General features: G+C 68.8%; 20 protein-coding genes and 1 pseudogene. 7 read left to right on the plus strand and 14 right to left on the minus strand.

What is annotated here, in order from left to right; genetic code table 11:
- The first annotated feature begins 4 nt into the window (after window positions 1–4).
- Window positions 5–919, plus strand: coding sequence for a diguanylate cyclase domain-containing protein (locus tag PVZ77_RS06505; RefSeq protein ID WP_273805989.1), 915 nt, complete (start codon window positions 5–7; stop codon window positions 917–919).
- On the opposite strand, the gene PVZ77_RS06510 is transcribed toward PVZ77_RS06505, so the two are convergent.
- The 9 genes and pseudogenes from PVZ77_RS06510 to PVZ77_RS06550 form a co-directional block, all read right to left on the minus strand.
- Window positions 916–1,962, minus strand: a complete 1,047-nt coding sequence (locus PVZ77_RS06510; protein ID WP_273805990.1) for a GGDEF domain-containing response regulator — start codon at window positions 1,960–1,962, stop codon at window positions 916–918. The genes PVZ77_RS06505 and PVZ77_RS06510 overlap by 4 nt on opposite strands.
- 96 nt (window positions 1,963–2,058) lie before the next feature.
- A complete protein-coding gene (cheB, locus tag PVZ77_RS06515; protein WP_273805991.1) occupies window positions 2,059–3,096 on the minus strand; it encodes a chemotaxis-specific protein-glutamate methyltransferase CheB in 1,038 nt (345 codons plus the stop codon).
- Window positions 3,093–5,279: a hybrid sensor histidine kinase/response regulator gene (locus tag PVZ77_RS06520; RefSeq protein WP_273805992.1), complete on the minus strand. Its 2,187-nt coding sequence runs from the start codon at window positions 5,277–5,279 to the stop codon at window positions 3,093–3,095. The genes cheB and PVZ77_RS06520 overlap by 4 nt, the downstream gene beginning before the upstream one ends.
- Complete coding sequence (locus PVZ77_RS06525) at window positions 5,276–5,803, minus strand: chemotaxis protein CheW (protein WP_273805993.1); 528 nt, start codon at window positions 5,801–5,803, stop codon at window positions 5,276–5,278. The genes PVZ77_RS06520 and PVZ77_RS06525 overlap by 4 nt, the downstream gene beginning before the upstream one ends.
- Window positions 5,800–7,047 carry a CheR family methyltransferase gene (locus PVZ77_RS06530; protein WP_273805994.1) on the minus strand — a complete coding sequence of 416 codons (1,248 nt, stop codon included), beginning with the start codon at window positions 7,045–7,047 and terminating at the stop codon, window positions 5,800–5,802. The genes PVZ77_RS06525 and PVZ77_RS06530 overlap by 4 nt, the downstream gene beginning before the upstream one ends.
- Complete coding sequence (locus PVZ77_RS06535; RefSeq protein WP_273805995.1) at window positions 7,044–7,499, minus strand: chemotaxis protein CheW; 456 nt, start codon at window positions 7,497–7,499, stop codon at window positions 7,044–7,046. Before PVZ77_RS06535 ends, PVZ77_RS06530 begins: the two co-directional genes overlap by 4 nt.
- A 2-nt stretch (window positions 7,500–7,501) precedes the next feature.
- Window positions 7,502–9,307 carry a methyl-accepting chemotaxis protein gene (locus tag PVZ77_RS06540; RefSeq protein WP_273805996.1) on the minus strand — a complete coding sequence of 602 codons (1,806 nt, stop codon included), beginning with the start codon at window positions 9,305–9,307 and terminating at the stop codon, window positions 7,502–7,504.
- A gap of 221 nt (window positions 9,308–9,528) precedes the next feature.
- Window positions 9,529–9,705 (minus strand): annotated as a pseudogene (locus tag PVZ77_RS06545) (general stress protein); the annotation flags it as partial.
- A 351-nt stretch (window positions 9,706–10,056) separates the two neighbouring features.
- Window positions 10,057–10,371, minus strand: coding sequence for a hypothetical protein (locus PVZ77_RS06550; RefSeq protein WP_273805998.1), 315 nt, complete (start codon window positions 10,369–10,371; stop codon window positions 10,057–10,059).
- Between PVZ77_RS06550 and PVZ77_RS06555 the strand changes: the two genes are divergently transcribed.
- From PVZ77_RS06555 to cysE, 3 genes are read left to right on the plus strand one after another with little or no spacing between them, the layout of a single operon-like run.
- Window positions 10,370–10,912 (plus strand): helix-turn-helix domain-containing protein, encoded by a 543-nt coding sequence (locus PVZ77_RS06555; protein ID WP_273805999.1) that lies wholly within the window; start codon window positions 10,370–10,372, stop codon window positions 10,910–10,912. The genes PVZ77_RS06550 and PVZ77_RS06555 overlap by 2 nt on opposite strands.
- A 9-nt stretch (window positions 10,913–10,921) precedes the next feature.
- Window positions 10,922–11,488, plus strand: a complete 567-nt coding sequence (locus tag PVZ77_RS06560; protein WP_273806000.1) for a GNAT family N-acetyltransferase — start codon at window positions 10,922–10,924, stop codon at window positions 11,486–11,488.
- A 15-nt stretch (window positions 11,489–11,503) separates the two neighbouring features.
- The gene (gene cysE / locus PVZ77_RS06565; RefSeq protein ID WP_273806001.1) at window positions 11,504–12,292 is read left to right on the plus strand and encodes a serine O-acetyltransferase; all 789 of its coding nucleotides are present in this window, start codon (window positions 11,504–11,506) and stop codon (window positions 12,290–12,292) included.
- On the opposite strand, the gene PVZ77_RS06570 is transcribed toward cysE, so the two are convergent.
- The 4 genes from PVZ77_RS06570 to PVZ77_RS06585 all read right to left on the minus strand — a co-directional run bounded on the left by PVZ77_RS06570 (window position 12,274) and on the right by PVZ77_RS06585 (window position 17,697).
- Window positions 12,274–13,014 (minus strand): NUDIX hydrolase, encoded by a 741-nt coding sequence (locus PVZ77_RS06570; RefSeq protein ID WP_273806002.1) that lies wholly within the window; start codon window positions 13,012–13,014, stop codon window positions 12,274–12,276. The genes cysE and PVZ77_RS06570 overlap by 19 nt on opposite strands.
- A gap of 5 nt (window positions 13,015–13,019) precedes the next feature.
- The gene (locus PVZ77_RS06575) at window positions 13,020–15,569 is read right to left on the minus strand and encodes a mechanosensitive ion channel domain-containing protein (RefSeq protein WP_273806003.1); all 2,550 of its coding nucleotides are present in this window, start codon (window positions 15,567–15,569) and stop codon (window positions 13,020–13,022) included.
- 65 nt (window positions 15,570–15,634) lie between these two features.
- Window positions 15,635–16,678, minus strand: a complete 1,044-nt coding sequence (locus PVZ77_RS06580) for an AraC family transcriptional regulator (protein WP_273806004.1) — start codon at window positions 16,676–16,678, stop codon at window positions 15,635–15,637.
- Window positions 16,675–17,697 (minus strand): carbon-nitrogen hydrolase family protein, encoded by a 1,023-nt coding sequence (locus PVZ77_RS06585; RefSeq protein WP_273806005.1) that lies wholly within the window; start codon window positions 17,695–17,697, stop codon window positions 16,675–16,677. Before PVZ77_RS06585 ends, PVZ77_RS06580 begins: the two co-directional genes overlap by 4 nt.
- A 196-nt stretch (window positions 17,698–17,893) precedes the next feature.
- Between PVZ77_RS06585 and PVZ77_RS06590 the strand changes: the two genes are divergently transcribed.
- The 3 genes from PVZ77_RS06590 to PVZ77_RS06600 all read left to right on the plus strand — a co-directional run bounded on the left by PVZ77_RS06590 (window position 17,894) and on the right by PVZ77_RS06600 (window position 22,484).
- Window positions 17,894–19,948 (plus strand): NADPH-dependent 2,4-dienoyl-CoA reductase, encoded by a 2,055-nt coding sequence (locus PVZ77_RS06590; protein ID WP_273806006.1) that lies wholly within the window; start codon window positions 17,894–17,896, stop codon window positions 19,946–19,948.
- Between the two features lie 287 nt (window positions 19,949–20,235).
- Window positions 20,236–21,549 carry a chromosome partitioning protein ParA gene (locus PVZ77_RS06595; RefSeq protein ID WP_273806007.1) on the plus strand — a complete coding sequence of 438 codons (1,314 nt, stop codon included), beginning with the start codon at window positions 20,236–20,238 and terminating at the stop codon, window positions 21,547–21,549.
- Between the two features lie 11 nt (window positions 21,550–21,560).
- Entirely contained in the window at window positions 21,561–22,484 is a 924-nt protein-coding gene (locus PVZ77_RS06600) for a 1-aminocyclopropane-1-carboxylate deaminase/D-cysteine desulfhydrase (RefSeq protein ID WP_273806008.1), read from the plus strand.
- On the opposite strand, the gene PVZ77_RS06605 is transcribed toward PVZ77_RS06600, so the two are convergent.
- Window positions 22,457–23,437 carry a DUF1853 family protein gene (locus PVZ77_RS06605; protein ID WP_273829828.1) on the minus strand — a complete coding sequence of 327 codons (981 nt, stop codon included), beginning with the start codon at window positions 23,435–23,437 and terminating at the stop codon, window positions 22,457–22,459. The two genes, PVZ77_RS06600 and PVZ77_RS06605, sit on opposite strands and share 28 nt — an antisense overlap.
- Between the last annotated feature and the right edge of the window lie 27 nt (window positions 23,438–23,464).

Genomic DNA, 23,464 nt, shown 5'->3' on the forward strand with positions numbered 1-23,464 from the left:
GCCCATGGAGGGGCGTCGTCCCGAGCTGCCGTTGATCCTCATCGTCGACGATCAGAAGAGCAATCTGCGCGTCCTCGGCGACCTGCTGCGCAACGAGGCGCGCATCATGCTGGCCAAGAGCGGGGTCCAGGCGCTGACCAAGGCCGCCCGCGAACACCCGGATCTGATCCTGCTGGACGTGGTGATGCCCGGCATCGACGGTCTGCAGCTGATCCAGCTCTTCAAGCGCCGCGCCGAGACCAGCGCCATCCCGGTGATCTTCATCACCGCGGCCTACGACCTGCACCGCGAGGTGGAGTGTTTCGAGCTGGGCGCCAGCGACTTCATCCAGAAGCCCTTCAATCCGCTGGCCGTGCTGGCGCGGGTGCGGCTGCACCTGCAGCTGGCCCGCCAGCGGCGGCTGCTGGAGGAACTGGCGCACATGGATCCGCTGACCGCGGTGGGCAATCGCCGCCGCTTCGACGAGCAGCTGACGATCGAGTGGCAGCTGGCGGTCAGCCGGCGGGGTTCGCTGGCCATCGCCATGCTCGATATCGACTACTTCAAGCAGTACAACGATACCCACGGCCATGGCGCCGGGGATCAGGCGCTGGCGCGGGTCGCCCAGGTGCTGGAGCAACGCATCCGCGAGCGGGATTGCCTGGCGCGCTATGGCGGGGAGGAATTCGTGCTCTTGCTACCGGGCGCCACGCGCACGGCGGCGGAAGCGGTGCTGGAGCGCTGCCGGCAGGGCATCGCCGAATTGCGCATCGCGCATCCGCTGGCGGAGGACCGTCTCTGGCTGACCATGAGCATGGGCCTGGCCTGCTGCAGTCCGACCCCCGAACAGACCCCGGACGGCCTGCTCAAGGCCGCCGACAACCTGCTTTACCAGGCCAAGGCCGAAGGGCGTAATCGTCTGGTGAGTCGCAGCTTCTAGACGTTTGGCGAAACGCCTTGGGACGCCAGCTCCTGGCCACCCTTGACCAGATGCACCCGGTTGCGGCCTTCGGCCTTGGCCTGGTACAGCGCCTGGTCGGTGCATTCGATGAAGGCTTCGTGGTCGTCGCCGCTCTGCGGCTGGATGCTGCCGACGCCGATGGAAATGGTGACGAAGCCGAGGTCGCTGCCGGAGTGCGCCACCTGCAGCCGTTCCACCCCGGCACGGCAGGCTTCGGCGACCTTGAGCGCGCCCTCGGCGTCGGTCTCCGGCAGCACCATGGCGAATTCCTCGCCGCCGTAGCGGGCCACCAGATCGGCCGGGCGCTTGAGCTGCTCGGTGAGCACCGCCGCCACCTTCTTCAGGCAGAGATCGCCGCTGAGATGGCCATAGGTGTCGTTGTAGCGCTTGAAGTGGTCGACATCGCACAGCAGCAGGGCCAGCGGCTGGCGATTGCGTCGGGCGCGCAGCCATTCGCCTTCGTAGGTCTGGTCGAAATGGCGGCGGTTGTTGATGCCGGTGAGGCTGTCGATGGCCACCAGCTTCTGCAACTGGATATTGGCTTCGGCGAGCTGGCGCTGGCTTTCGCGCAGGAAGCGAAAGGCCTCGTCGCGCTGGGCGCGCAGGACGTGGGCTTCGGAGTGGTAGCGCACCCGCGCCAGCAGTTCCAGCTTGTCGGGCAGCTTGACCAGATAGTCGTTGGCACCGGTCGCGAAGCTCTGCGCCTTGACCTGGGGATCCTCCTTGGAGGAGAGCACCACGATGGGTACGTCGCGCAGGGCCGGCTCGGCGCGGAAGCGCCTGACCGTTTCCAGGCCGTCGATCTCGGGCATGATCAGGTCCTGCAAGACCACCGTGGGCTTGAGTTGCAGGGCCATGTTGACCGCCTGGTGAGCGTCCAGGCAGTAATGCAGCTCGATGTCGGGCTGATCGGCGATCATCCGCCGCAAGGCTTCGATGATGATCAGCTGATCGTCCACCAGCAGCAGGCGCACCTTGGGTGCGGTCAGGCTGTCCTGGGCGTTACCCTCATGCGTGGCCATTACTGCGAGTCCTTGTGCGGGCGGGGTCGGGCGTCCCGCGTCTCTTCTTGGCCAATCCCTGCCACTGCGCCGTCCAACGCTCCTGTTGGCGACCTTTCATGTCATGTTACGCGAGCCGTTGCCGAAGCGTCTTTGCAGCCAGGCGCCGATCTGCGCGGGGCTGAGAATGCGCTCCGCGGCGCCCATTCTAACCGCAGCCGCGGGCATGCCGTATACGGCGCAACTGGCCTCGTCCTGCGCCAGGGTCGGGCAGCCGCTCTGGCGCAGGGCATAGAGGCCGCTGGCGCCATCGCGGCCCATGCCGGTCAGCAGGATGCCCAGGGCCTTGCCGGCCCGCAGCGGGTGGCTGGCGAGCTGGGTAAAGAACACATCCACCGAGGGACGATAGGGGTAGTCCACCGGCTCGGCGGTATAGGCGAAGCGGCCGCGCTCATCCAGCAGCAGGTGGTCGTCACCCAGGGCCACGGCGACGCGACCGGGTTCTGGCAGGGCGCCCGGCATGGCGGCGGTGACCGGCCAGGCGATCTGGGTGCCGAGCCAACCGATGAAACTGGGGGCGAAGCGTCGGTCGATATGTTGCACCAGCACCACGCTGGCCTCCTTGGTTGGCGCCCAGGCCTCGAACAGGCTGACCAGGGCCGCCGGTCCACCCGTGGAGGCACCGATGGCCACCAGGCTGTCGCTGGTGGCCTCGGCCGCGGTGCTTGGCGTGGCAGCGCTGGCCTGGGGCGGGCGCGTGGCTCGTTCGGGCAGCCGCACCAGGGGCTCGATACGGGCGATCTTGCGCAGCAGGGCGCCGCCATCGGCACCGCCGCTCAGGGCCGGGGTAGCGGTCACGTCGAGGGCGCCGGCGCCCATGGCGCGAAACACCCCTTCGCAGTCGTCGGGGGTGGCGGTGACCATGAGGATGGCGCAGGGCGATTGCGCCATGATCCGGCGCGTCGCCTCGATGCCGTCCAGGCGGGGCATCTGCAGGTCCATGAGGATCAGATCCGGGCGGTCCTCGGCGCAGCGTGCCACGGCTTCCTCGCCGTCATGGGCGATCCAGGCGACCGTATGGCGCCCGTCGCCGATCAGCAGGCGACGCAAGGCCTCGGTGGCGAGCAGCAGATCGTTGACGATGGCGATTCTCATGGCGCTCCGATGAGGTCCTGCACGGCGGTGATCAGGGCGTCGTCGTGGAAGCTGCCCTTGGTCAGATAGTAGTCGGCACCGGCTTGCATGCCCTTGAGCCGATCCTCCGGGCGATCCTTGTAGGAGACGATCATCACCGGCAGGGCATGCAGACGCGGATCGCGGCGCACCAGTTCCACCAGCTCGATACCGTTCATGCGCGGCATGTCGATGTCCGACAGCAGCATGTCGAATTCGCCGGCGCGCACGGCGTTCCAGCCGTCCATGCCGTCCACCGCCACTTCCACCTGATAACCCTGGCCTTCCAGGAGCTTGCGCTCCATCTCGCGCACGGTGAGGGAGTCGTCCACCACCAGGATCCGCTTGACCCTGCGGCTGTCCAGGGCGGCACCGCTCTGCACCTGTCGCAGGCGGCCCTCGCCGAGCAGTCGCTCGATGCCGGTGAGCAGGTCGGCGACGTCCAGCAGAAGCACCGGACTGCCGTCGTCGAGCAGTGCCCCGGCGATGACCGAGCGCAACTTGCCGAAGATCTCGTCCAGCGGCTTGAGCGCCAGGCCCTGTTCGCCGCGCAGGCGATCCACCACCAGACCGTAGCGCCGGTCACCACCGCCGATCACCAGCACGGCGAGATCGCCGGTGGGCGGCGCGCCATCCAGTTCCAGCAGCTGATGGGCCGCGACCAGCCCCAGGCGATCCTCGCCGAGCAGGAAGAAGGCCTTGCCCTCCAGCGAATGCACCTCGGCCGGATCCAGGCGCAGCACCCGTTCGATGCGATTGACCGGCAGGGCATAGGCCTCGCCGGCGATGTCGACGATCAGCGCCCGGACGATGGAGCGACTGACCGGTACCAGCAGGTGGGTGCTGAAGCCCAGCCCCGGGCGGGTTTCCAGGCGCACCTCGCCATCCAGGGCGCGAATGGCGTCGGCCACCACGTCCAGGCCCACCCCGCGACCGGACAGCTCGGTCACCGTCTCCTTGAGGCTGAAGCCGGGCAGCAGCAGGAATTCCAGCAATTCCGCCGGGCTCAGCTCGGCGGCCACCGGCGGCGGACTCAGGCGCCGGGCGATGACCGCGGCGCGGATGCGCTCCAGGTCCAGGCCGCGGCCGTCGTCGTGCAGGCTGACCTGCAGGCGCCCGGCGACATGGCGGGCCTCCAGGCGGATCTGGCCGCACTCGGACTTGCCCAGGGTGCGGCGTTCGGCCGGGGTTTCCAGACCGTGGTCGACGGCGTTGCGCAAGAGGTGATTGAGCGGGCTTTCCAGTCGCGCCAGCACCTCCCGATCGATCAGGGTGTCGGCGCCGTCCACCTGCAGCACGGCATCCTTGTCCAGGCCCCGGGCCAGGTCGCGGACCAACCGGGGAAAGCCCTGGACGGCATCGCGCAGTGGCCGCATGCGCACCCCGAGTACCTCGTCCAGCAGCCCCTGGCAGACGCCGAGCAGGCGCCGCTCATAGGCTTCCAGCGCCTGCAGCTGCTGCTGATAGCGATCGAGCAGGCTTTCCTGGCGCTGACGCCATTCACTGCTGACCGCCTGGGCCTGGCCGAACAGGCCCTGCAATTCCGCGCGATAGCCCTGGAAACCCTGGACCAGGCCATGCAGGCCGAGGCCCATGACCCGGGCTTCGCTGGTGAGGGCGAGAATCTGGTTGAAGCGACCGCTGTCCACCCGCAGCGGATCCCGGCTGCGCTCGGCATCGGGCGTTGGTTCTTCGGGTACGGCGGGTGCAGGCGCCGGTTCCCGCGAGGCGACCGCGGCCGCTGGCAGCGGATCGCCCACGCCAGCGCTCAGCGCCTGCGCCAGCGCCCGCTGGCTATCTCGCTGCTCGCGCTGCCAGCGCTGGCTGGCGGCCTCGTCCAGGCGACTGACCTCGCCGAGGACGTCGACGCAGCGAAACAGCTGATCGAGGTCCGCCGGACCGAGTTGGCGGCGTCCGGCCTGGACCGCGACCAGACAGTCCTCCATGGCGTGGGCCAGCTCCACCAGGCCGTCGAGGTCGACGATGCGCGCCGCGCCCTTGATGGAGTGGGCCGCACGCATCATCGGCTCGATCACCCCCGTGTCGCTGGGGTCGCGCTCCAGGCGCAGCAGACCGGCATCCAGCGCCTGCAGGTGACTCTGCACCTCGCTGGCGAAGAGGTCATAGAGGGACATCTCGCGCACATCGCGCGGTGGCTGGCTCATCGCAGCGCCTCTTCCAGGGCCCGCTCCAGGCGCGTCAGCTCGAGCAGGCCGACCTGGTACGCGCCCTCGCGATAGACGCCGCCCAGGTAGCTGAGCAATTCACCGCCCAAGGTGGCTGGCGGCGGCTGCACCTCGCCAGGGGCATAGCGCTGCAGGCCCAGCACCTCGTCCACCTGTACCGCCCAGTCACGATGACCGACATGCAGCAGCAACAGGCGCGGAAAGCCACGGGTCTGCTCAGCCGGCGCCACCGCCAGCAGCAGCTCCAGGGCGATGCAGGGCTGCAATTGGCCGCGCACCGGGACGATGCCGCGCAGCAGCGGCGAACGCCGGTGCGGGACGCGGTGCACGGCGGTGGGTTCGGTGGCGGTCACCAGGCAACTGCCCGGCAGCCCGAGCCATTCCGCGCCGAGGCGAAAGACCAGCGCACTGGCCGAGCGCGCCTGGCGATCGTCCAGAGGCTCGGCATAGTGCTCGGCCCAGGCGGCGCGCTCCAGGGCGCTGAGTTCGCGGTTCAGGCTCATGCCTCGTCACCGGCGCGGGTCTGGATGCGCGCGGCCCGTTCGCGCAGGCGTCCGGCTTCGTCGAGTCGGCCGGCTCTTTCACAGATCAGCGCCAGGCGACAGAGGGCGGGATAGTGCCCCGGTTCCAGATAGAGGGCCTGGCGCAGCGCCCGCTCGGCTTCGGCGGCGCGGGCGTCGGGCAGGATCAGCGCCAGCAGGAAGTGGGCCCCGGCCTGGCTGCGATCCGTCTCGAGCAGGTTGCGCAACAGCGCCTCGGCTTCGGCGCCGCGTCCGGCATCGGCCAGGCGCTGGGCTTCGTCGAGCGGCGCAGGGCCGGCGGAGACGGGGGGAGTCGGGGCCGGTGGAGGCGTGCTTCTGGCGCGCAGGCGCGCAGGCAGGTCCGCCGCCGCAGGTGGGCGCGGTGCGGCCTTGCGCCGGGGCGGCGCGGCCGGCGCGGGCGGGCGCGGCTGTTCGGGGGCGACGGCCTGGCGCTTGACCAGGGCGGAGGCGTGGGCCACGCCCAGGCTGGCGAAGCCGTGACGCATGGCGCTGACCATCTCCGAACTGCCGACACAGAGCAGGCCGTCGTCGTGCATGAGCGCGGCCAGGTGACTGAGGGCGCGGCCCTGGGTCTGGTCGTCGAAATAGATCAGCAGGTTGCGGCAGAGCACCACGTCGAAGGCGGTGCCGTCACGCAGGCTGCCCAGCTGCAGGATGTTGCCCTGGCGAAAACGCACCTGATTGCGCACCCGTTCGGCCAGGCGATGGCGATCGCCCTCGGGGTCGAAATAGCGATCGCGAAAGCTCAGGTCGCGAGCGCGAAAGGAATTGCGCCCATAGAGGCCGCGGCGGGCGCGCTCCAGGGACGGCTCGTTGATGTCCACCGCGGTCACCTCGAAAGCCGCAGCCGGCAGACCGGTATCGAACAGCGCCATGGCCAGGGTGTAGGGCTCTTCCCCGGTGGAGCAGGGCAGGCTGAGCAGCCGCACCGGCACGCCACTGCGGGCATGGCGTTCCTGGGCGAAGCGGGCGGCGTGGGCGATGGCCTGGGGATCGCGAAAGAACCAGGTCTCGGGAATGACCAGCAGGTCCAGCAGATCGGCGAATTCGGCTTCGTCGTCGAGGATGCGCGCCATGTAGCCCTCCGCATCGCTCTCCTGGCGCTCGCGCAGGCGCTGGCGGATGGCGCGACCGAGCATGTCGTCGGCGATGGCCAGGCCGGTACGCGCCCGCACCAGGGGCGCCAGCCGGGGATCGAGCTTCACGCGGCCTCCTGGAACAGCAGGGCGGCCAGGCTCGGCGAAAGCAGACGATCCGGCTCCAGCCACAGCCAGAGGCCCTCGGGTGTCTCCAGCACCTCGCCGAGCCAGGGATAGTCGGGCAACCGGACGCCTGCCGGCCGTGGCGCGCGAGCGGTGATCCGGCGCACGCCGGCGACGCCTTCCACCACCAGTCCGAGCGGACGGCTACGGCCCTCGGGCAAGTTGAAATCCACCAGCAGGATGCGGGTGTCCTGGCGCGCCTGGGCACCCGCGCCGCCGCTCATGGCGGTGACATCGACCACCGGGATCGCCGTGCCGTGCAGGTTCATCAGGCCGGCGACGCCCGCTGGGGCCGCGGGGAAGCGGGTGAGCTGCAGCAGGGGCAGCACCTGGCGGATCGCCGTCGTCGGCAGGGCTGCCGCGGCATCGGCCAGCTGGAAGATCAGGATCTGCATGGTCAACGGGTGACCGAGAAGGTGGCGACGCTGCTCTGCAGGTCCTGGGCCGCCTGTTGCAGATACTGGACCGCCTCGCTGGTGGCCTTGAGCGCCTCGGTGGTCTGCTGGGTGCTGTCGTTGAGCTGGGTGATCGTCTCGGCGATCTGGCCGGCACCCACCGCCTGGGACTGCATGCCCTCCAGCACGATGTCGAAGCGTGCCGGCAGCTTCTGCACGTCCTCGATCACCTCGGCCAGCTGATCGCTGACGCTGGCCACCTCCTGCACGCTGCGGCGGATTTCCTCGGAAAACTTGTCCATGCCCATGACGCTGGCAGAGACCGCGGAATTCATGTCCTTGAGCATCTGCTCGATGTCATCAGTGGCCGCGGTGGTCTGGTCGGACAGGCGCCGGATCTCGGTGGCCACCACCGAGAAACCGCGTCCTGCCTCACCGGCCTTTTCCGCTTCGATGGCGGCGTTGAGCGACAGCAGATTGGTCTGGTCGGCCACCTTGGTGATGGTGGTCAGCACCTTGTTGATGTGACTGGACTTCTCCGACAGGGCGGCGAGCTTGGCATTGATGGAATCGGTGGCGGCCACCATGCGCTGCATGGTGCCGTCCATGCTCGCCAGGCTGCTGCGCGCCTGTTCCGCGCCCTCGGTGGTCTCGTCCGCCACCTGCACGGCTTCTTCCATGGTGCGTACCAGGGCATTGGCGTTGGCGGCGATTTCCCGCGTGGTGCTCAGCACCTCAACGCTGGTCTGCGCCTGCTCGATGCTGGTGGCCTCCTGCTGGCGAGAGGAAGCGGCGATCTCGGTGGTGGAAGAGGTCACCTGGATACCGGCGCGCTGCACCTTGGCGAGCATGCCGCGCAGGTCCTCGATCATCTTGCTCAGGCCGCGGGCGAGCTGGCCGATGGCGTCGTCACCGCTGACCGCGGTCCGCCCGGTGAGGTCACCGGCGGCGGCCTTGCTGACCAATCCGAGCAGGTCGTCGACATCGGCCCGCAGGCGCTGCATCAGCACCTGCTCGCGGGCATGGTCATCCTGGATCTGCTGCGCCATCTGATTGAAGGCCAGGCCTACCTGGGCGAGTTCATCCCGGCCCTGGACAGCCACGCGAGCGCCGCTGTCACCCGCGGAAATGCGCGCCACGGTATCGGTCAGCCGGCGTACCGAGCGCAGCAGGTGATGGGACAGCAGCCAGGCGATGAGGGCGGCCAGCAGCACACAGAGGGCGCCACCGGCGACCAGGGTCCAGGTCAGCTGATTGCGCACCTCCTCGGTATGGTCCGCCCGTTGCGCGTACAGGCGGCGCTCCTCGTCGCCGATGGTCTGGATCTGCTGACGCATGGCCGCGACCTGGCTCGTCAGGGCGGTGATCAGGGGCTCGTTGGCCAGCTGTACCGGTGACAGGTTGCCGGTGTCGCGCAGGCGCAACAGGGGCTCGAAGGTCTGCTGCCGCCAGGTGTCGAGGTCCGCGGTGAGGCGGGCGAAGCGCTGCTGCTGGTCGGGATTGTCCTGAGTCAGCCGCTGCGGCACGCGCACGGCTGCGGCCAGGGGCCCCAGTGCCTGACGAGCGACGTCGGCGTCCGCAGTGGAGCCGGAATACCAGTAGTTGCGCAGCTTGGCCCGGGTCTCGAGCAGATTGTTGTCCAGCGTCGTGACCGACAGCAGCACCTCGGCGGTGTGCCGGTCCCAGCGATTGGCGTCGACCAGGCTCTGCAAGGCGGCATAGGTCAGCCAGAGCAGCAGAACCACCAGGGCGATGATGGCGGCGAAGCCGGCGAAGAGTTTGTTCTGGATGCGAATGTTGTTGAGCATGGGCACCGGCGCAGACGGACAGAGGCGGAAAGAGTGAGCCCTGGGGAGCACTCGGGTTGTCCGATAAAAGTAGCACGGTCATGCATTTGTGTGAGTTGTAACGCACTTCGGGGCTCAGGAGCCTGCAGTGCCGGCAGCGATGGAACAGCGACCACGGAAAGGGCAGCCTGCCAGGTCTTGCCATGCCTGGAGGGCTGCCGGACAGCGTCGAGGAACGCGGTTCAGGTCGCCTCGGCGTCATTCGCCGCTTCGGATCGGCGAGTGCCATGGCTGTTCTGGCCACCCTTGCGCCCGGCTTCGGAAGCCCGTGTCGGATTGTTGGCGAAATTGCCGCCGCTGGCACGCCCACCCTTGCGACCAGCCTCGGCGGCGCGATCGCGATTGTTGGCGAAGTTGCCTGGATTGCTGCTCTTGTTGGCCATCAGAACTTCTCCCACTTTCAATTATTGAAGAGTCGAACGCCGCGCTCCCCAAAGGCTAGGCGTTTCGGTTATTGAGAGTGGGGGTATGGAAGGCGAGTTCGAGCGAGGTGATAAAGGGGATTTTTGTTATACGACGTGCAAGTTAAATATAGACTTTTATTTAACGATAGCCTGGCTAGAGCCGTCAGGCCGCAACTTGTACAGGAGCTGTAGAAGAATCGGCGAGCAGAGCGACAGTATTCCAGCAGGCTGTCTGTCATAGGCTGAAATGTCTTGTTGCATCTGGCTGCAGGGCTTATCCGGGCTGGGCTTCGCCGCAGTCTTGATTCAGACGTCTTCGCCAGGAGCTTGTTCTTTTTTCACGCGTAAATTTATCGCCGATTCAATAGCGCCGTTTCTCATTGCCGTTACAGGATAACGCTGTTCGCCTGACGATATAATGGGGCGACAGCCAAGCCAGAGCGCTTCACCAGGAAATTGAGTCGATCGATCAGGGTGCTGGACAATCGGCGATATAATTCTTCCGATAAAGTTTAATGCGATAGGAAGTTGGTCAACAAGTCCAGTGAGGCGAATCTTGCAAAAAAACTTTCCAAATTTTCCCGAATGTGAGAAAAAATCCCTAAATTGGGAGGTGACCATGCTTGATCAACGTCTTGCCGTCCGGCTGAAGGCCCTGCGCCTGGAGCACGATCTGTCACTGGAGCAGTTGGCAACCCTGAGCGGGGTCAGTCGCGCGACACTGTCTCGGCTGGAAAACGCCGAGGTTAGCCCGACCACGGCGGTTCTCGGGCAGCTCTGTTCGGCCTACGGCCTGACCCTGACGCGCCTGCTGCATAGCGTGGAAAGCGCTTATCCGGCCCAGGTCGAGCGCCAGGCGCAGCAGATCTGGGCCGATCCCGGGCAGGCCTTCACCCGTCGTTCGGTCTCGCCGCCGGCCCAGGCCCTGGCGGGTGAAGTCATCGAGAGCCAGCTGGGGCCGGGAGTGGATATCCGCTATCAGGCATCACCCCGGCCAGGCCTCGAACACCATCTGCTCCTGCTCGAAGGCGAGTTGCAGCTGTGGATCGAAGAGCAGCCCTATCGGCTGGGAGTCGGCGACTGCCTGCGCTATCGCCTCTGGGGTGGCAGTCGCTTCCTCAGCGGCCCGGCGGGCGCCCGTTATCTCCTGTTCATGATCTGAGGTGTGTCCATGAGTGCTTCCCTGCGTATCGAACAGCTCGACGCCGCCGCTTTCACGAGTCATCTGAATGAATTCCAGCAACTGCTGGCCGCCTGTGTCGGGCAGGGCGCCAGCATCGGCTTCATCCTGCCGCTGGCCGAGGCTGTAAACCGGCGCTTCTGGACCGAAGCCGTGGCCCCGGGCCTGGCCCGGGGCACCCGGCTGTTGTTCGCCGCGTTGCAGGACGGCCGCGTGGTCGGCAGCGTGCAACTGGTCCTGGATACCCCGGCCAATCAGCCGCACCGCGCAGACGTGGTCAAGCTGCTGGTGCATCCGGACTGCCGTCGCCAGGGACTGGCACGCCGGCTGATGCAGGCGGTGGAGGCGGCCGCCCAGGCCCAGGGGCGGGAACTGCTGACCCTGGACACCCGCAGCGACGACCATGCCGAGCCGCTCTATCTGTCGCTGGGCTATCAGGTGGTCGGCAGGATTCCCGGCTATGCCCTGGATGCCCGCCAACCCGAACGCCGTGACAGCACCACCCTGATGTACAAGACGTTACCAGCCGCGCCCGCTAAGCTTGGCGCCCCTCGTTAAGGACCCTGTCCCGCCATGCCGCCTCGCTCCGCTCCCGAACTCTGGCAACTCCTGCGCGCCCAGGCCGAGGCCGGGCGCCGCGACGCCCCGGCCCTGGCCGAGGGTCTGACGCGAGCGCTGCTGCAGCCGGTCGATCTGGCCGCCGCCCTGGTCCGGCGCTGCGCCGAGGCCCTGGCGGAGGATCCACGGCAGGCCGAGGCCCTCGCCGAACGCTTCGCTGCCCTGCACGCCGAGTGGCCGGCCTTGACCCTGGCGGCCTGCGCGGACCTGGAAGCGGTGCTGGCACGGGATCCGGCCTATGCCAGCCTGCTGGAGATCTTTCTGTTCTCCAAGGGCTTCCTGGCACTGCAGACCCAGCGCCTGAGCCATGCCCTCTGGCACAACGACGAGCGGCTGCTGGCCCTGCACCTGCAGGCGCGCTGCAATCGGCTGCTGGCCATCGACATCCATCCGGCGGCGCGGCTGGGGCACGGCCTCATGCTCGACCACGGTACCGGCATCGTCATCGGCGAAACCGCGGTGGTGGAGGACGACGTCTCCATTCTGCAACAGGTGACCCTGGGCGGTACGGGCAAGGAGCAGGGCGATCGCCATCCCAAGGTGCGTCGCGGGGTGATGATCGGCGCCGGGGTCAAGATCCTCGGCAATCTGGAGATCGGCGAAGGCGCCAAGATCGGCGCCAACAGCGTGGTCCTGCATCCGGTGGCGCCCCACACCACGGTGGTGGGCATTCCCGCCCGCCCGGTGGGTCGTCCGCGCGACGCCCATCCGGCCGAAAGCATGGATCAGTCCTTCGACGGCTGAGCCAGAAAGACCTCGGCCTTGGGATAGCGCTCGCTGTTCAACGCGCTCGACTGCAGGCCCTCCGCCCGCGCCAGGCTGCGCACCAGTTCGCGATTGAAGGCGCTGTTGCCCGGATCTGCCAGGTAGTCGGGCAACGCCAGCCAGCGGGCGTCCGCGATCTCGTCCGGATCCTGGATGGCGATGTCGGCACTCAGGGGGTCGAGGCGGCAGACCACATAGAGATTGGACTTGCCGAAGCGGTAGGGGTGGGTGGTCACCAGGCCGACCACGCTGCGAAAGGCGCTGTGGATGCCGGTTTCCTCCCAGACCTCGCGGATCACCGCAGGCGCCAGGTCTTCACCCAGCTCGACATGGCCCCCCGGCAGCTTGTAGCCCTGGCTGCCGCGTTCGCGGATCGCCAGCAGTTCACCACGGGCATTGAGCACCAGGCCGCCAACGCCCAGGCTGTGGGTCGGCACGAAGGGCGCGAAGGCGGTGGGCGTGCCGCGCCAGACCAGGGTCAGTTCCTGCTCCAGGCAGTTGTGAAAGACGAAACCGGCGCTGGTGGCCACGCCGACCAGCTCGCCGAGGGCCAGCGGCAGGGTCAGCCAGATCAGATTGCGTCCGTCGCGGCGGGCGTCGGCGAGCAACTCGGCCAGCGCCGGGGCGAAGGCCTCGCGGGTAGTGGGCAGCGAGGCGGCGTCGATGATCAGGCCGTTGAAGGCGTCTTGACGGTATTGCACAGCTGTTACTCCGCAGGCCGTGGCTGGATGGGCGAGGAGGGCACGATACCGGCTTCGCTGGGCAGCAGCAGACTGGCGCGCGGATTGGCGATCTCGATGCCGCGTTCGCGGAAGCGTTCGAGGATGCGGCGGTTGAGTTCGCGCTGCACGCCCCAGCGGCCCTTGTCGAGGCATCTCATCTGCCCGGCGATGGTCACCATGGAGCCGTCGACGGCGTCCACGCCCCAGATCTCCAGATCGGCGAGGATGAGGTCCTTGAAGGCCTCGTCGGCGCGCATGCCGGCGCCGATGTCCTTGAGTTCGGCGATGACGCGTTCGATGTCTTCTGCGTAGCCCACGCTGATGCGCAGGGCGGCGTTGCCCAACCCACGGTTGATGTTGTTGACCGCCGACACCGAGCTGAAGGGCACGATGTGCAGGGAGCCGTCACCGGCGCGCAGGCGCACGGTGCGGATCGACAGGTACTCCACGGTGCCCGAGACCCCGGCCACGGTGACCCAGTCGCCCACCTGCATGGCGTTTTCCAGCAGCAGGAAGATACCGGTGATGAAGTCCTGCACCAGCTTCTGCGAGCCGAAGCCCAGGGCCACGCCGATGATGCTGGCACTGGCCAGCAGTGGCGTGGTGTTGATGCCCAGCTCGCTCAGGGCGGTCAGGCCGACGATCAGTGCGACCAGGATGAACAGGCCGGTGCGCAGCATGGGCAGCAGGGTACGCAGGCGGGCGGCCCGCACCGTGTCGCCGCGTTCGTTCCAGCTGCTCAGCCGACGATTCACCGTGGCGTTGGCGCCTTCCCAGACCACCACGGCGATGACGGCGGCGATGAGGATGGTGAGAAAGGCGGACAGCAGACTGCGCCCGATGCTGCCGTCACCGAACCAGTCCAGCACGCCCCAGCCCCAGGACTGGAACAGGGCCAGGGCGGTGATCAGGGTGACGATCACGCCCACCAGCCAGCGCGCCAGCGGATAGTAGCGCTGCAGGTGCACGTCGCTAGCGCTGCCGCCTTCGGGGGTGGCGGGCTGGAACAGCCGACCCAGCAGGCCGAGCAGGAACACCGCCGCCAGGCGCCCGAGGATCACGATGCCGGCGGAAAGCGCGACGAAATTCATCAGCCGCGGCAGCCCATTCTCGATGTCCAGTGCCCACATGGTCCAGCCACCCATGACGAACACGGCAGCGAATACGGCCCAGACCTGACCCAGCCAGGCGCGCAGCACGGTCAGGGCGCCACTGCCATCCTGGCGCCCGGCGATACGGGTGGCCACCGGACGGCGGACATGGAAGATCAGCCCCACCACCAACAGGTGGGCCAGCAGCGAGACCAGCTTGACGATGGCTTCGCGGCCCTCTTCGTTGGCACCCAGGATGTCCGCGGCCTGGGCCAGCGCCAGGCCGAAGGTGATCAGGGCGACGAAGGCGTGCAGCCAGCGCAGCAGGGTACAGGCAAGGGCCGTCCTGACCTTGAGCAGGCGGATGCCGTGGGCGGCGGGATCGATCAGCAGGCGGATGACGATCAGCACCAGGCGGGTGGTGAGATAGGCACCGAGGAAGCCACCAACCAGCTCGCGCTGATTGGCATCCGAACCCACCAGATAGTGGATCAGCAGCGCCGCCGTGGCCCAGAAGGCCAATAGCGGCAGCAGTTCCAGCAATAGCAGTCCCAGGGCGAAGGGCAGGTGCCGCAGGGTGGTCCAGTGCTCCTCGGCGCTGGGTCGGGCGCGGTTGGCGGGTGCGGGATCGGTGGCAGTGGCAGTGGCGGTGGACTCGGTCGCCGGTGCGGCTGGCGCAGGTGCGGCGCTGTCGGATGGGGCGATGGGCACTTCTTCGAGTTGATCCACGCCATCACGCTGGGTCTTGACCAGGGCCACCGCGGCTTCGGCCGGGCGGGTGGCGGCCTCCTCGGCCGCCGGTACCGAGGCCGCGGGCGGGGGCTGCCGGGCCGCCTGCTGCTGGGCCTGGCGCCGGGCGCGGGTGTCGGCAAGATCGGCATGGCGCTGCAGCCGTTGCCGCGGGCGCTGGAGCGCCCGATGGATCAGCCACTCGCCCACCAGGCCGGCGGCAAAGAGGGTGGCCAGGGTCAGCAGGGCCTGCAGCAGGGCGCGGCGACCCGCTTCGGAGGTGAAGCTGGCGCGCGACCAGTCGGGCAGGGTACGCACGGCCCGCTGCACCTGGTTCAGCTCGCTGCCCAGGTTGTCGGCCCAGCGACCGACGCGACTGAGGGTCTGGGCGATCAGGCCATTGGCTTCCAGCGGTACCAGCGCCTTTTCCTCGCCTGCCGCCGGGGCGGCTGCCGCTGGCGCAGTGGCGGCGGTTGTCGTAGCCGCCGGCGCCGCCTTCGTCCCGGTCGCGCTCGCCGGCTGGCTGGCGATGGCCTGCAAGGTCAGGATCAGCTCCTGGCGGCGCTGCGGATCCTGCAGCAGGGCCGCGACCTGGCGCGCCTGCTGGGGATCGAGGCCGGCCGGGGCCGGGGCCGGGGCCGGGGCAGGGGTTTCGGCGGCGCGCAGGGGCAACGCCAGGCACAGCAGCAACAGGGCGAGCAGGAAGTTCGGCATGGGGCGACAATGGTCCTGATGAAGGATCAGCAAGTTACGACCCTTGATCCTTGCCTATGCTCCCTTCAGTTGGCCATTCCCTGCCGCTGGAGACGCCGCCAGTCGCCGGGCGTCTGCTCGGTCCAGCGCTTGAAGGCGCGCTGAAAGGCGGCGGGGGAGGCGAAGCCGAGCAGATAGGCGATCTCGCCGAAACTGGCCTCGGTATCGCGGATATAGGCCAGCGCCAGGTCGCGGCGGGTCAGGTTGAGCAGGGTGCGGTACTGGGTGCCTTCTTCGGCCAGCTTGCGCCTCAGCGTCCAGGAGGGCAGACGCAGCCGGCTGGCGATCTGTTCCAGGGTCGGCTCGCCGTGCCGCAACAGCGGCCCCATGACTTCGACCACCCGCTCGGTGAGACCCCGGGTGCGGGTCAGGCGGCCGTGTTCGGCTTCGCTCAGCGCCAGCAGCTGGCGCCAGGTGGCCGGGCAATGCTCGGGCCCGGGCAGGGCCAGGGTCGCGGCATCGAGCAGGAGCGCATTCTCGGCGGCGCCGAATTCCACCGGGCAGCCGAAGGCGGCCTCGTAGGGTGCCACGTCCGCCGGTGCGGGGTATTCGATGAGGACGCGGCGCGGTTGCAGCGAGCGTTTCGCGACCGCGCTCAGCAGCGCCAGCCAGGCGCTGAGCACCACGTCCACCACGAAGCGGTTGTAGCCGTTGTAGGGGCTAATGCTATAGAAATGCAGCCAGGCGTCGCGGCCCTGGGCCGCATAGCGCGACTGGCCCCGGTAGTTGCGGCCATAGAGCGGTTCCAGCCCGAGCAGCGTTTCGGCGGCATGGCGCACGTCCGGTGCCTGGCCCACGGTGATGCCGGCGAGACCGAGAAAGGCCGGTCGCATCGCCCGGCCCATGGCCAGCCCCAGCGCCGAATCGCCAGTCAGTTCCAGGGCGGCATGGCCCAGGCGCATGTAGTGGGGGATCGACAGCCGTCCGCCAGGCTCGGCCAGCCGCGCCGCGGTCAGGCCGAAGCGTGCCAGCAGGCCGGCGGCATCGGCGTCCCGCTGGACGACGGCGGCCGCCAGCGCCAGCACGAAGCCGGTGGAAAGGTCGCCCAGGCGCAGCGCCGGCGCGCTCATAGCCGCAGATTGATCAGCTTGCTTCCGGCCTGGGTGGAGTCGGTGGCCGCGGTCGCATCCGGGGTGAAGGCCTGGCTACCGCCGTCGGCCTGCCATTCCCAGAGGCGGCCGCGCAGCTGCACTTCCAGGGCGGCGCGGATGCCGGCGGCGCGCAGGCGCTGGATGTCGAAGGGTGCCGGTGCCGGGGTGGCGCCCGAGGCGAGGGCGGGGATCGCCAGCAGCTCCACCTGGGGATCGTCGAGCACCCTGGCGCGACCGGTGTCGCTACCCTGGATGACGCCGAGACGGCCCAGCGGCGTCTCCAGTCGCAGCAGGGGCGGGCTGAGATCGTCACCGCTGTCCCTGGCCGTCAGCGGTCGCACCAGCGGTTGGCCGAGCACCTTGCCGTCGGGTCCGAAGACCAGGGTGACATTGCGCAAAGGTCCCGTACCCACCTGCAATTCGCCGTCGACCAGGGTCGGACCGGGCAGGACGATGGAGCCGGCCACCAGGGTGACGCCGTACTGGCGGGCGAGGCCGCCGAAGAGCTGCTGATAGGCGCTGGCCATGTCCCAGGCCTTCATGCGCAACAGACTGTCGGCCAGGCGCCGGTCGCCTTCGGCCTGGAACCAGGCGCGAGCCACCCGCAATGGGTTGCCCAGCAGCAGCCACTGGATGGCTTCTTCGCTGCGCGCCGCGGCATAGACCTCGGGCTTCTCGCCCATCAGCGCCAGGGGCGTGCCCAGATGCTCGGGCAGCACCACGATGGTCTGGGCGCCGATCAGGCCCAGGCGCCGTGCATTGGCCAGGTATGCATCGAGCTTGAGGCGCAATCGCGCGGGATTGCCATAGTCCAGGGCGACCAGTTCGGGCTCGATCCCCAGCAGGTTGCCGGTGGTGGCCGCCGCTGGCGTGGTGGTCAGGTCCACCGCCAGGCTACTGCGCAGATCCGACAGGTAATGGAAGGCTGGCCGCTGGGCCACCCAGCCCGCCAGCACGGCGAACAGGGCGATCAGCACCAGGAACACGAGCTTGCGCATCGGCACTCCAGAGCGGTCCCAGCCTCCCGGGCCGGGCGAGATAAAGGTGCTCAGGGTAGGAGACCAGGCCGCCACTGCCAAGGGGTGGCTGTACATTTGGGTAAAGAGGTTGTCATTTCCGGTGATTGAGGCCAGACCACGCTGCTCCTATCGTGGCGCCAGGCTTTCCCAGAAAGGCCAACCACCGGAGACCGCCATGATCGAGCTTGCCCCCCGTAATACCACCCCTATTGATAGCTATCCGCATCTGCTCGAACCCCTGCCCGTGGGGTCGATCACCCTGCGCAATCGCGTGGTGATGGGGTCCATGCACACCGGATTGGAAGAGCGACCCGGCGGCTTCGCGCGGATGGCCGCCTTCTTCGCCGAGCGAGCGCGGGGCGGGGTGGGGCTGATCGTCACCGGCGGCATAGCGCCGAACGAAGAGGGGGCGGTGGCCAAGGGCGCGGCCAAGCTGACCACGGCCGAGGAGGCCGAGCACCATCGGCCGGTAACGGACGCGGTCCACGCCGCCGGCGGGCGTATCTGCCTGCAGATCCTGCACGCCGGTCGCTATGCCTATAACCCCCAGCTGGTGGCGCCCTCGGCGCTGCAGGCGCCGATCAATCCCTTCACCCCACGCGAGCTGGATGAGGCCGAGGTGGAGGGGCAGATCGCTGCCTTCGTCCGCTGTGCCACGCTGGCGCTGCAGGCCGGCTACGACGGCGTCGAGGTGATGGGGTCCGAAGGCTACTTCATCAACCAGTTCATCGCCGCGCGGACCAACCACCGCACGGATCGCTGGGGCGGCGACTTCGCCCGGCGCTGCCGCCTGCCGCTGGCCATCGTCGAAGGCATCCGCATGGCGACCGGCCCGGATTTCCTGATCATCTTCCGCCTCTCGCTGCTGGATCTGGTGGAACAGGGCAGCACCCCCGAGGAATGCCTGCAGCTGGCGCTCTGTCTGGAAGACGCCGGGGTCAGCCTGATCAACACCGGCATCGGCTGGCACGAGGCGCGCATCCCCACCATCGCCACCCTGGTGCCGCGCGGCGCCTTCGCCGCCGTCACCGCCCAGCTCAAGGGCCGGGTGCGGGTGCCGCTGATCGCCACCAACCGCATCAACACCCCCGAGGTGGCCGAGGCCATCCTCGCCGCCGGCCAGGCCGACCTGGTGTCCATGGCCCGGCCATTGCTGGCCGACCCCGATTTCGTCGCCAAGGCCGCCGCCGGCCGCGCCGACGAGATCAATACCTGCATCGCCTGCAACCAGGCCTGCCTGGATCACACCTTCGCCGGCAAGCTGACCAGCTGCCTGGTCAACCCGCGCGCCTGCCACGAGACCGAGTTGCAGATCCTGCCCGCCGTCGAGGTCCGCACCTTCGCCGTGGTCGGCGCCGGGCCAGCCGGCCTGGCGGCCGCCTGCACCCTGGCCGAGCGCGGCCACCAGGTGGTGCTGTTCGAGGCCAGCGAGCGTATCGGTGGCCAGTTCAATGTCGCCCGGCGCATTCCCGGCAAGGAAGAATTCGGCGAGACCCTGAGGTATTTCCAGCGTCGCCTGGAGCGACTGGCGGTGGATGTCCGCCTCAACCATCGCGTCAGCGCCGCCGAATTGCAGGCCGGGGGCTTCGCCGGGGTGATCCTGGCCACCGGGGTGACGCCACGGGTGCCGCCCATTCCGGGGGTCGACCACCCCAAGGTCCTGGGCTACCTGGACGTCCTGCTGGAGCGCAAGCCGGTAGGGCGGCGGGTGGCACTGATCGGCGCCGGCGGCATCGGCTTCGACGTGGCGGATTTCCTCACCCATGGCCATCAGCAGGCGGAACCCATCACCGCCTTCTACCGCGAGTGGGGCATAGACCCCAGTTTCAGCAGTCGCGGCGGGCTGGCCCCGGCCACGCCGCCGGCGGTGCCGCGCGAGGTCTGGCTGCTGCAGCGCAAGCCGGGCAAACCCGGCAAGGGGCTGGGCAAGACCACTGGCTGGATCCACCGCGCGCGCCTGCAGCAGCGTGGCGTCCAGGCGTGGGGCGGGGTGGAATACCTGGGTATCGACGACGCCGGCCTGCGCCTGCGGCTGCCCGATGGCAGCGAGCAGGTGCTGGACGTCGACAACGTCGTGCTCTGCGCGGGCCAGGAGTCCCTGCGCGAGCTGGAAGACGAGTTGCTCGGCGCGGGCGTGGCGGTGCATCGGGTCGGTGGCGCGGATGTCGCCGCTGAACTCGATGCCAAGCGCGCCATCGATCAGGCCATTCGCCTGGCCGCCGAGCTGTAACTCTTCGTTGCAATCAGGGATGATTTCTGTGATCCATTCCGCATAACATCGGTTCCGGACCGACCCTCGTCCCAATGTCTGCCCTCTCTTCCATCCCGCCGACCAGGATTGGCTAAGCTGCCGTCCTGATGCGTCGGGTGGGGGCCCGGCGCGTCGGAGAAGTCGGGCGGAGACGCGGGTCGACCGCGTCGCCGCCAGAGGTCGGCGGGCGGACGCAGGTCCGGTCGCCAGCTGGCGAGACGCCGGCCTCGGTATTCATGTGGGATCGACAGAGCACGCGGCGAGAGATGGCAGAGACGTTGAACGAAGAGGCGGTACTGACCCCGGTGGTGCTGGGGTTCGGCGACCAGGGTGTGAATCGCGCCTTGCTGTTTCCCGATTTTCAGGCGCTCTGGCAGGGCGACCAGACGCTGCTCGACTGCGCCGGACGGCGCCATCGCTTCGTCTATCTGTTGCTGGACGATCACCGCCGGGTCAAGGCCGCGGTGTTTTTCCTGCTGGCCTTCGATGCCCAGGGCAAACCGCTGCCGGAATGGGACCTGCCGCTGGGCGAGCTGGCCGAGCGCGGCGATGTCGGCCCCGACCTGGGCGCCGGACCGATCCGCCTGGCCAGTCGCAGTCATTGTCCGATTTCCTGGCACCAGGGTGATCTCTGGGATCCACGCAGCGAGGCCGAGCATGACGACTGGCAGGCGATCCGCGATTGCCTGGGCCTGGTCGCGCCGCGCGATGGCGAGGTGGAGCTGGCCGGGGAATACCACCCCAGTGCCGCCGACGGCATCGACGTCGAGGCCCGTCTCGAACGGGTCCGCCGCATCCTCGCCCAGGAACACCAGGAGGCGCTGGACAAGCTGATCGCCGGTCAGCGCACCCGGCTGCTGACCCTGACCCGCCAGCACCAGGAAGACCTGGCGCGTCTGCAGCGCGACGCCGACGACGTGCGCGCGGCCAAGGCCGAGCTGGAGGTGCGCTATGCCGCCCTGGCCCAGCACCTGGAGCAGCAGCACGAGCAGGCTCGCCAGCAGCGCGAAGAACTCAACGAGCAGATGCGCACCCTGGAGCGCAACGCCCTCTACAAGATCGAGGCGCTGCGCATCCAGTCCGAAGCCGAGAGCGAGGCCCGGGTGGCCGCCGCCGTGGGCGAGCTGAAGAACCAGCTGACCATCCGCGAGGTGGAACTCAAGTACCGCGACGAGCTGGACGGCCAGTTGCAGGAAGACATCCGCCAGCTGCGCGAACGCTGCACCCAGCTGATCGGCGACAGCAACGAAGGCCAGCTGGAGCGCCTGGCGCGCCAGGGCATCCTGTTCGTCACCTTCCAGCCCGGCGCCGGTCATCTGATCCTCAGTCGCCAGGACGTTCCGCGTTTCAGCACCGATCCCCTGGGTTATGTCGCCGAGCACTGCAAGGTCAGTCGTGAGCAGTACCAGCGCTGGCTGGAACATCACCAGCAGCCGGTCTGCCAGGCCGAGGTAGAGGGCGAGCGCTGCGGGCGGCCGGTGGTACGGGTGGAACATCCCGCCCAGTTCGATCCGCTGCGCTCGACCCTGTGCGCCGAGCACCGCGGCGATGACAGCGATGGTGACGTCGCCAATCTCTGAGCGCCTGGCTGATGACCTTTCTCCGGCCCGCCGCGCTCCAGGAGGTGCAGCTCGCCGCCCTGGCGGCGCGGGACCTGCGCCTGGCGGTGCTGCGCCTGGATCAGCGTCCGGCCGGGCATAACGGCAACAAGGGTTACAAGCTGCAGCCCTGGCGCGAACGCCTGGCCCGGGGCGAGGGCCGCGGGCTCATCAGCCTCGGCGGTGCGCACTCCAATCATCTGCACGCGCTGGCCGCCCTGGGTCGCGAGGAAGGCTTCGCCACCGTCGGCCTCTTGCGTGGTGAGCCCTGCCTGACGCCCACGGTTCAGGATCTACAGGCCAATGGCATGATCCTGCACTGGCTGGGCTATGGCGGCTATCGCCGCCGCCATGACGCCGACTTCTGGCAACCCTGGCAGGCGCGCTATCCCGGGTTGCTGCCCATTCCCGAAGGGGGTTGCGACGAGCAGGCCGCCGCGGCCTGCGCGGCCATCGTCACGGAGGTGCGGCAGGGACTCGCCGCCCTGGGCTGGCCCGATTGCCAGCAACTCTGGCTGGCCGCCGGCACCGGTACCACCCTGGCTGGGGTGATCCGCGCCGCCGATCCCGCCTGGCAGGTGGTGGGCGGCCTGGCAGTGCCACCCGGGCATGGCGTCGAAGCCACGCTCGACCGGTTGCTCGCGCAGCGCACCCGCTCGAACTGGCGCCTGCTGGACGCCAGCCGCGGCGGCTTCGGCCGCCTCGATGCCGAGCTGGCGCGGGCCATGGCGGACTTCGTGGCGCAGACCGGGATCACCCTTGATCCGCTCTATACCGGCAAGCTCTGGCTGGCGTTGCGCCAGGAAATCGAGGGCGGGGCGCTGGCGCCTAGCAGTCGCCTGGTGCTGGTCCACAGTGGTGGCCTGCAGGGCCGCCGTGCGCTGGAGACTCAGCTGGCGGCATTGGCAACTGGCTGAACCGGCCAGCCCGCAGGCACCAGGAACAGCCGCGCCTCTTCGTCGCCGCGTGCATCGCGTCGCACCAGCAGTTGCGGCCAGATCGGCTCGCCGTCCGGCAGCGGCAGGCAGGGCGTGTCGGCGACCGCGGGTGCCAGCCAGTGGCCCTTGGGCAGCACCTCCCAGGGACCGTCCGGCAGTTGCTCGCGGGCGCACCACAGCTGGGGTTGTCGGGGCGGCAGCGCGCCAGCCGGCCAGGGCAGGGGGCGGTCGAGCGGCTGGAACAGATAGCCGCCCAGCCACAGCGCCGCCTGCGGGGCGGCGATGTCCAGCGCCGCCAGGCTGGCCTGGGCCAGGGGCGTGGCTGACAGCGGCAGCTGGCGCTGGCGCAGATGGGCGAGCTTGCGCGCCAGCTGGTCTTCGCCGCCGGGACCCAGCCAGCGCGGCGCGTCCGCTGGGCCTTCGCCCAGGTAGAACTTCACCGCCAGTTCCAGGTGATGGACGCCCTCGGCGTCTTCCACCAGCAGGTCCAGTTCGCCCAGGGTACGGTCACCGTCACGCAGAGGCAGGTTGGCCGCGCGCAACCTCAACCCCGGGGCGCGCGCCAGGGCGAATTGCCAGAGTCTTTCGTACTGGCGCCCCAGCCGGCGATCGCTGCCCTGGGCCAGCCAGGCCGCCAGGGCCGCGGGCGCCGCGTCCTGTTGCCGCAGCCAGTCGGCCAGTCGTTCGGGATGGCGCGCCCAGTCGCTGGCGGCCAGTGGATGACGGGTATCGGCGGCTTCCAGCAAGGGCGGGGCGACCAGCGTCCAGGCGAGGTCGCGCACCTGGGGCTGGCTCAGGCGACGGGGCAGGGCGTGCAGCTCGGCGAAGGGCGTCATGGTGCCAGCATAGGCCAAGCCAGGTCGCTGCGGATCAACGCCGGCGACCCGCGGTCGGATGAGGGCGGTTTGCCGCTGCCACGGCCTTTCGCCCATACTTTCCGCACTTTCCAGCCAACGGGG

It is taken from the genome of Pseudomonas sp. SHLD1, from assembly GCF_028640935.1.
GTDB lineage: Bacteria > Pseudomonadota > Gammaproteobacteria > Pseudomonadales > Pseudomonadaceae > Chryseomonas > Chryseomonas aestiva.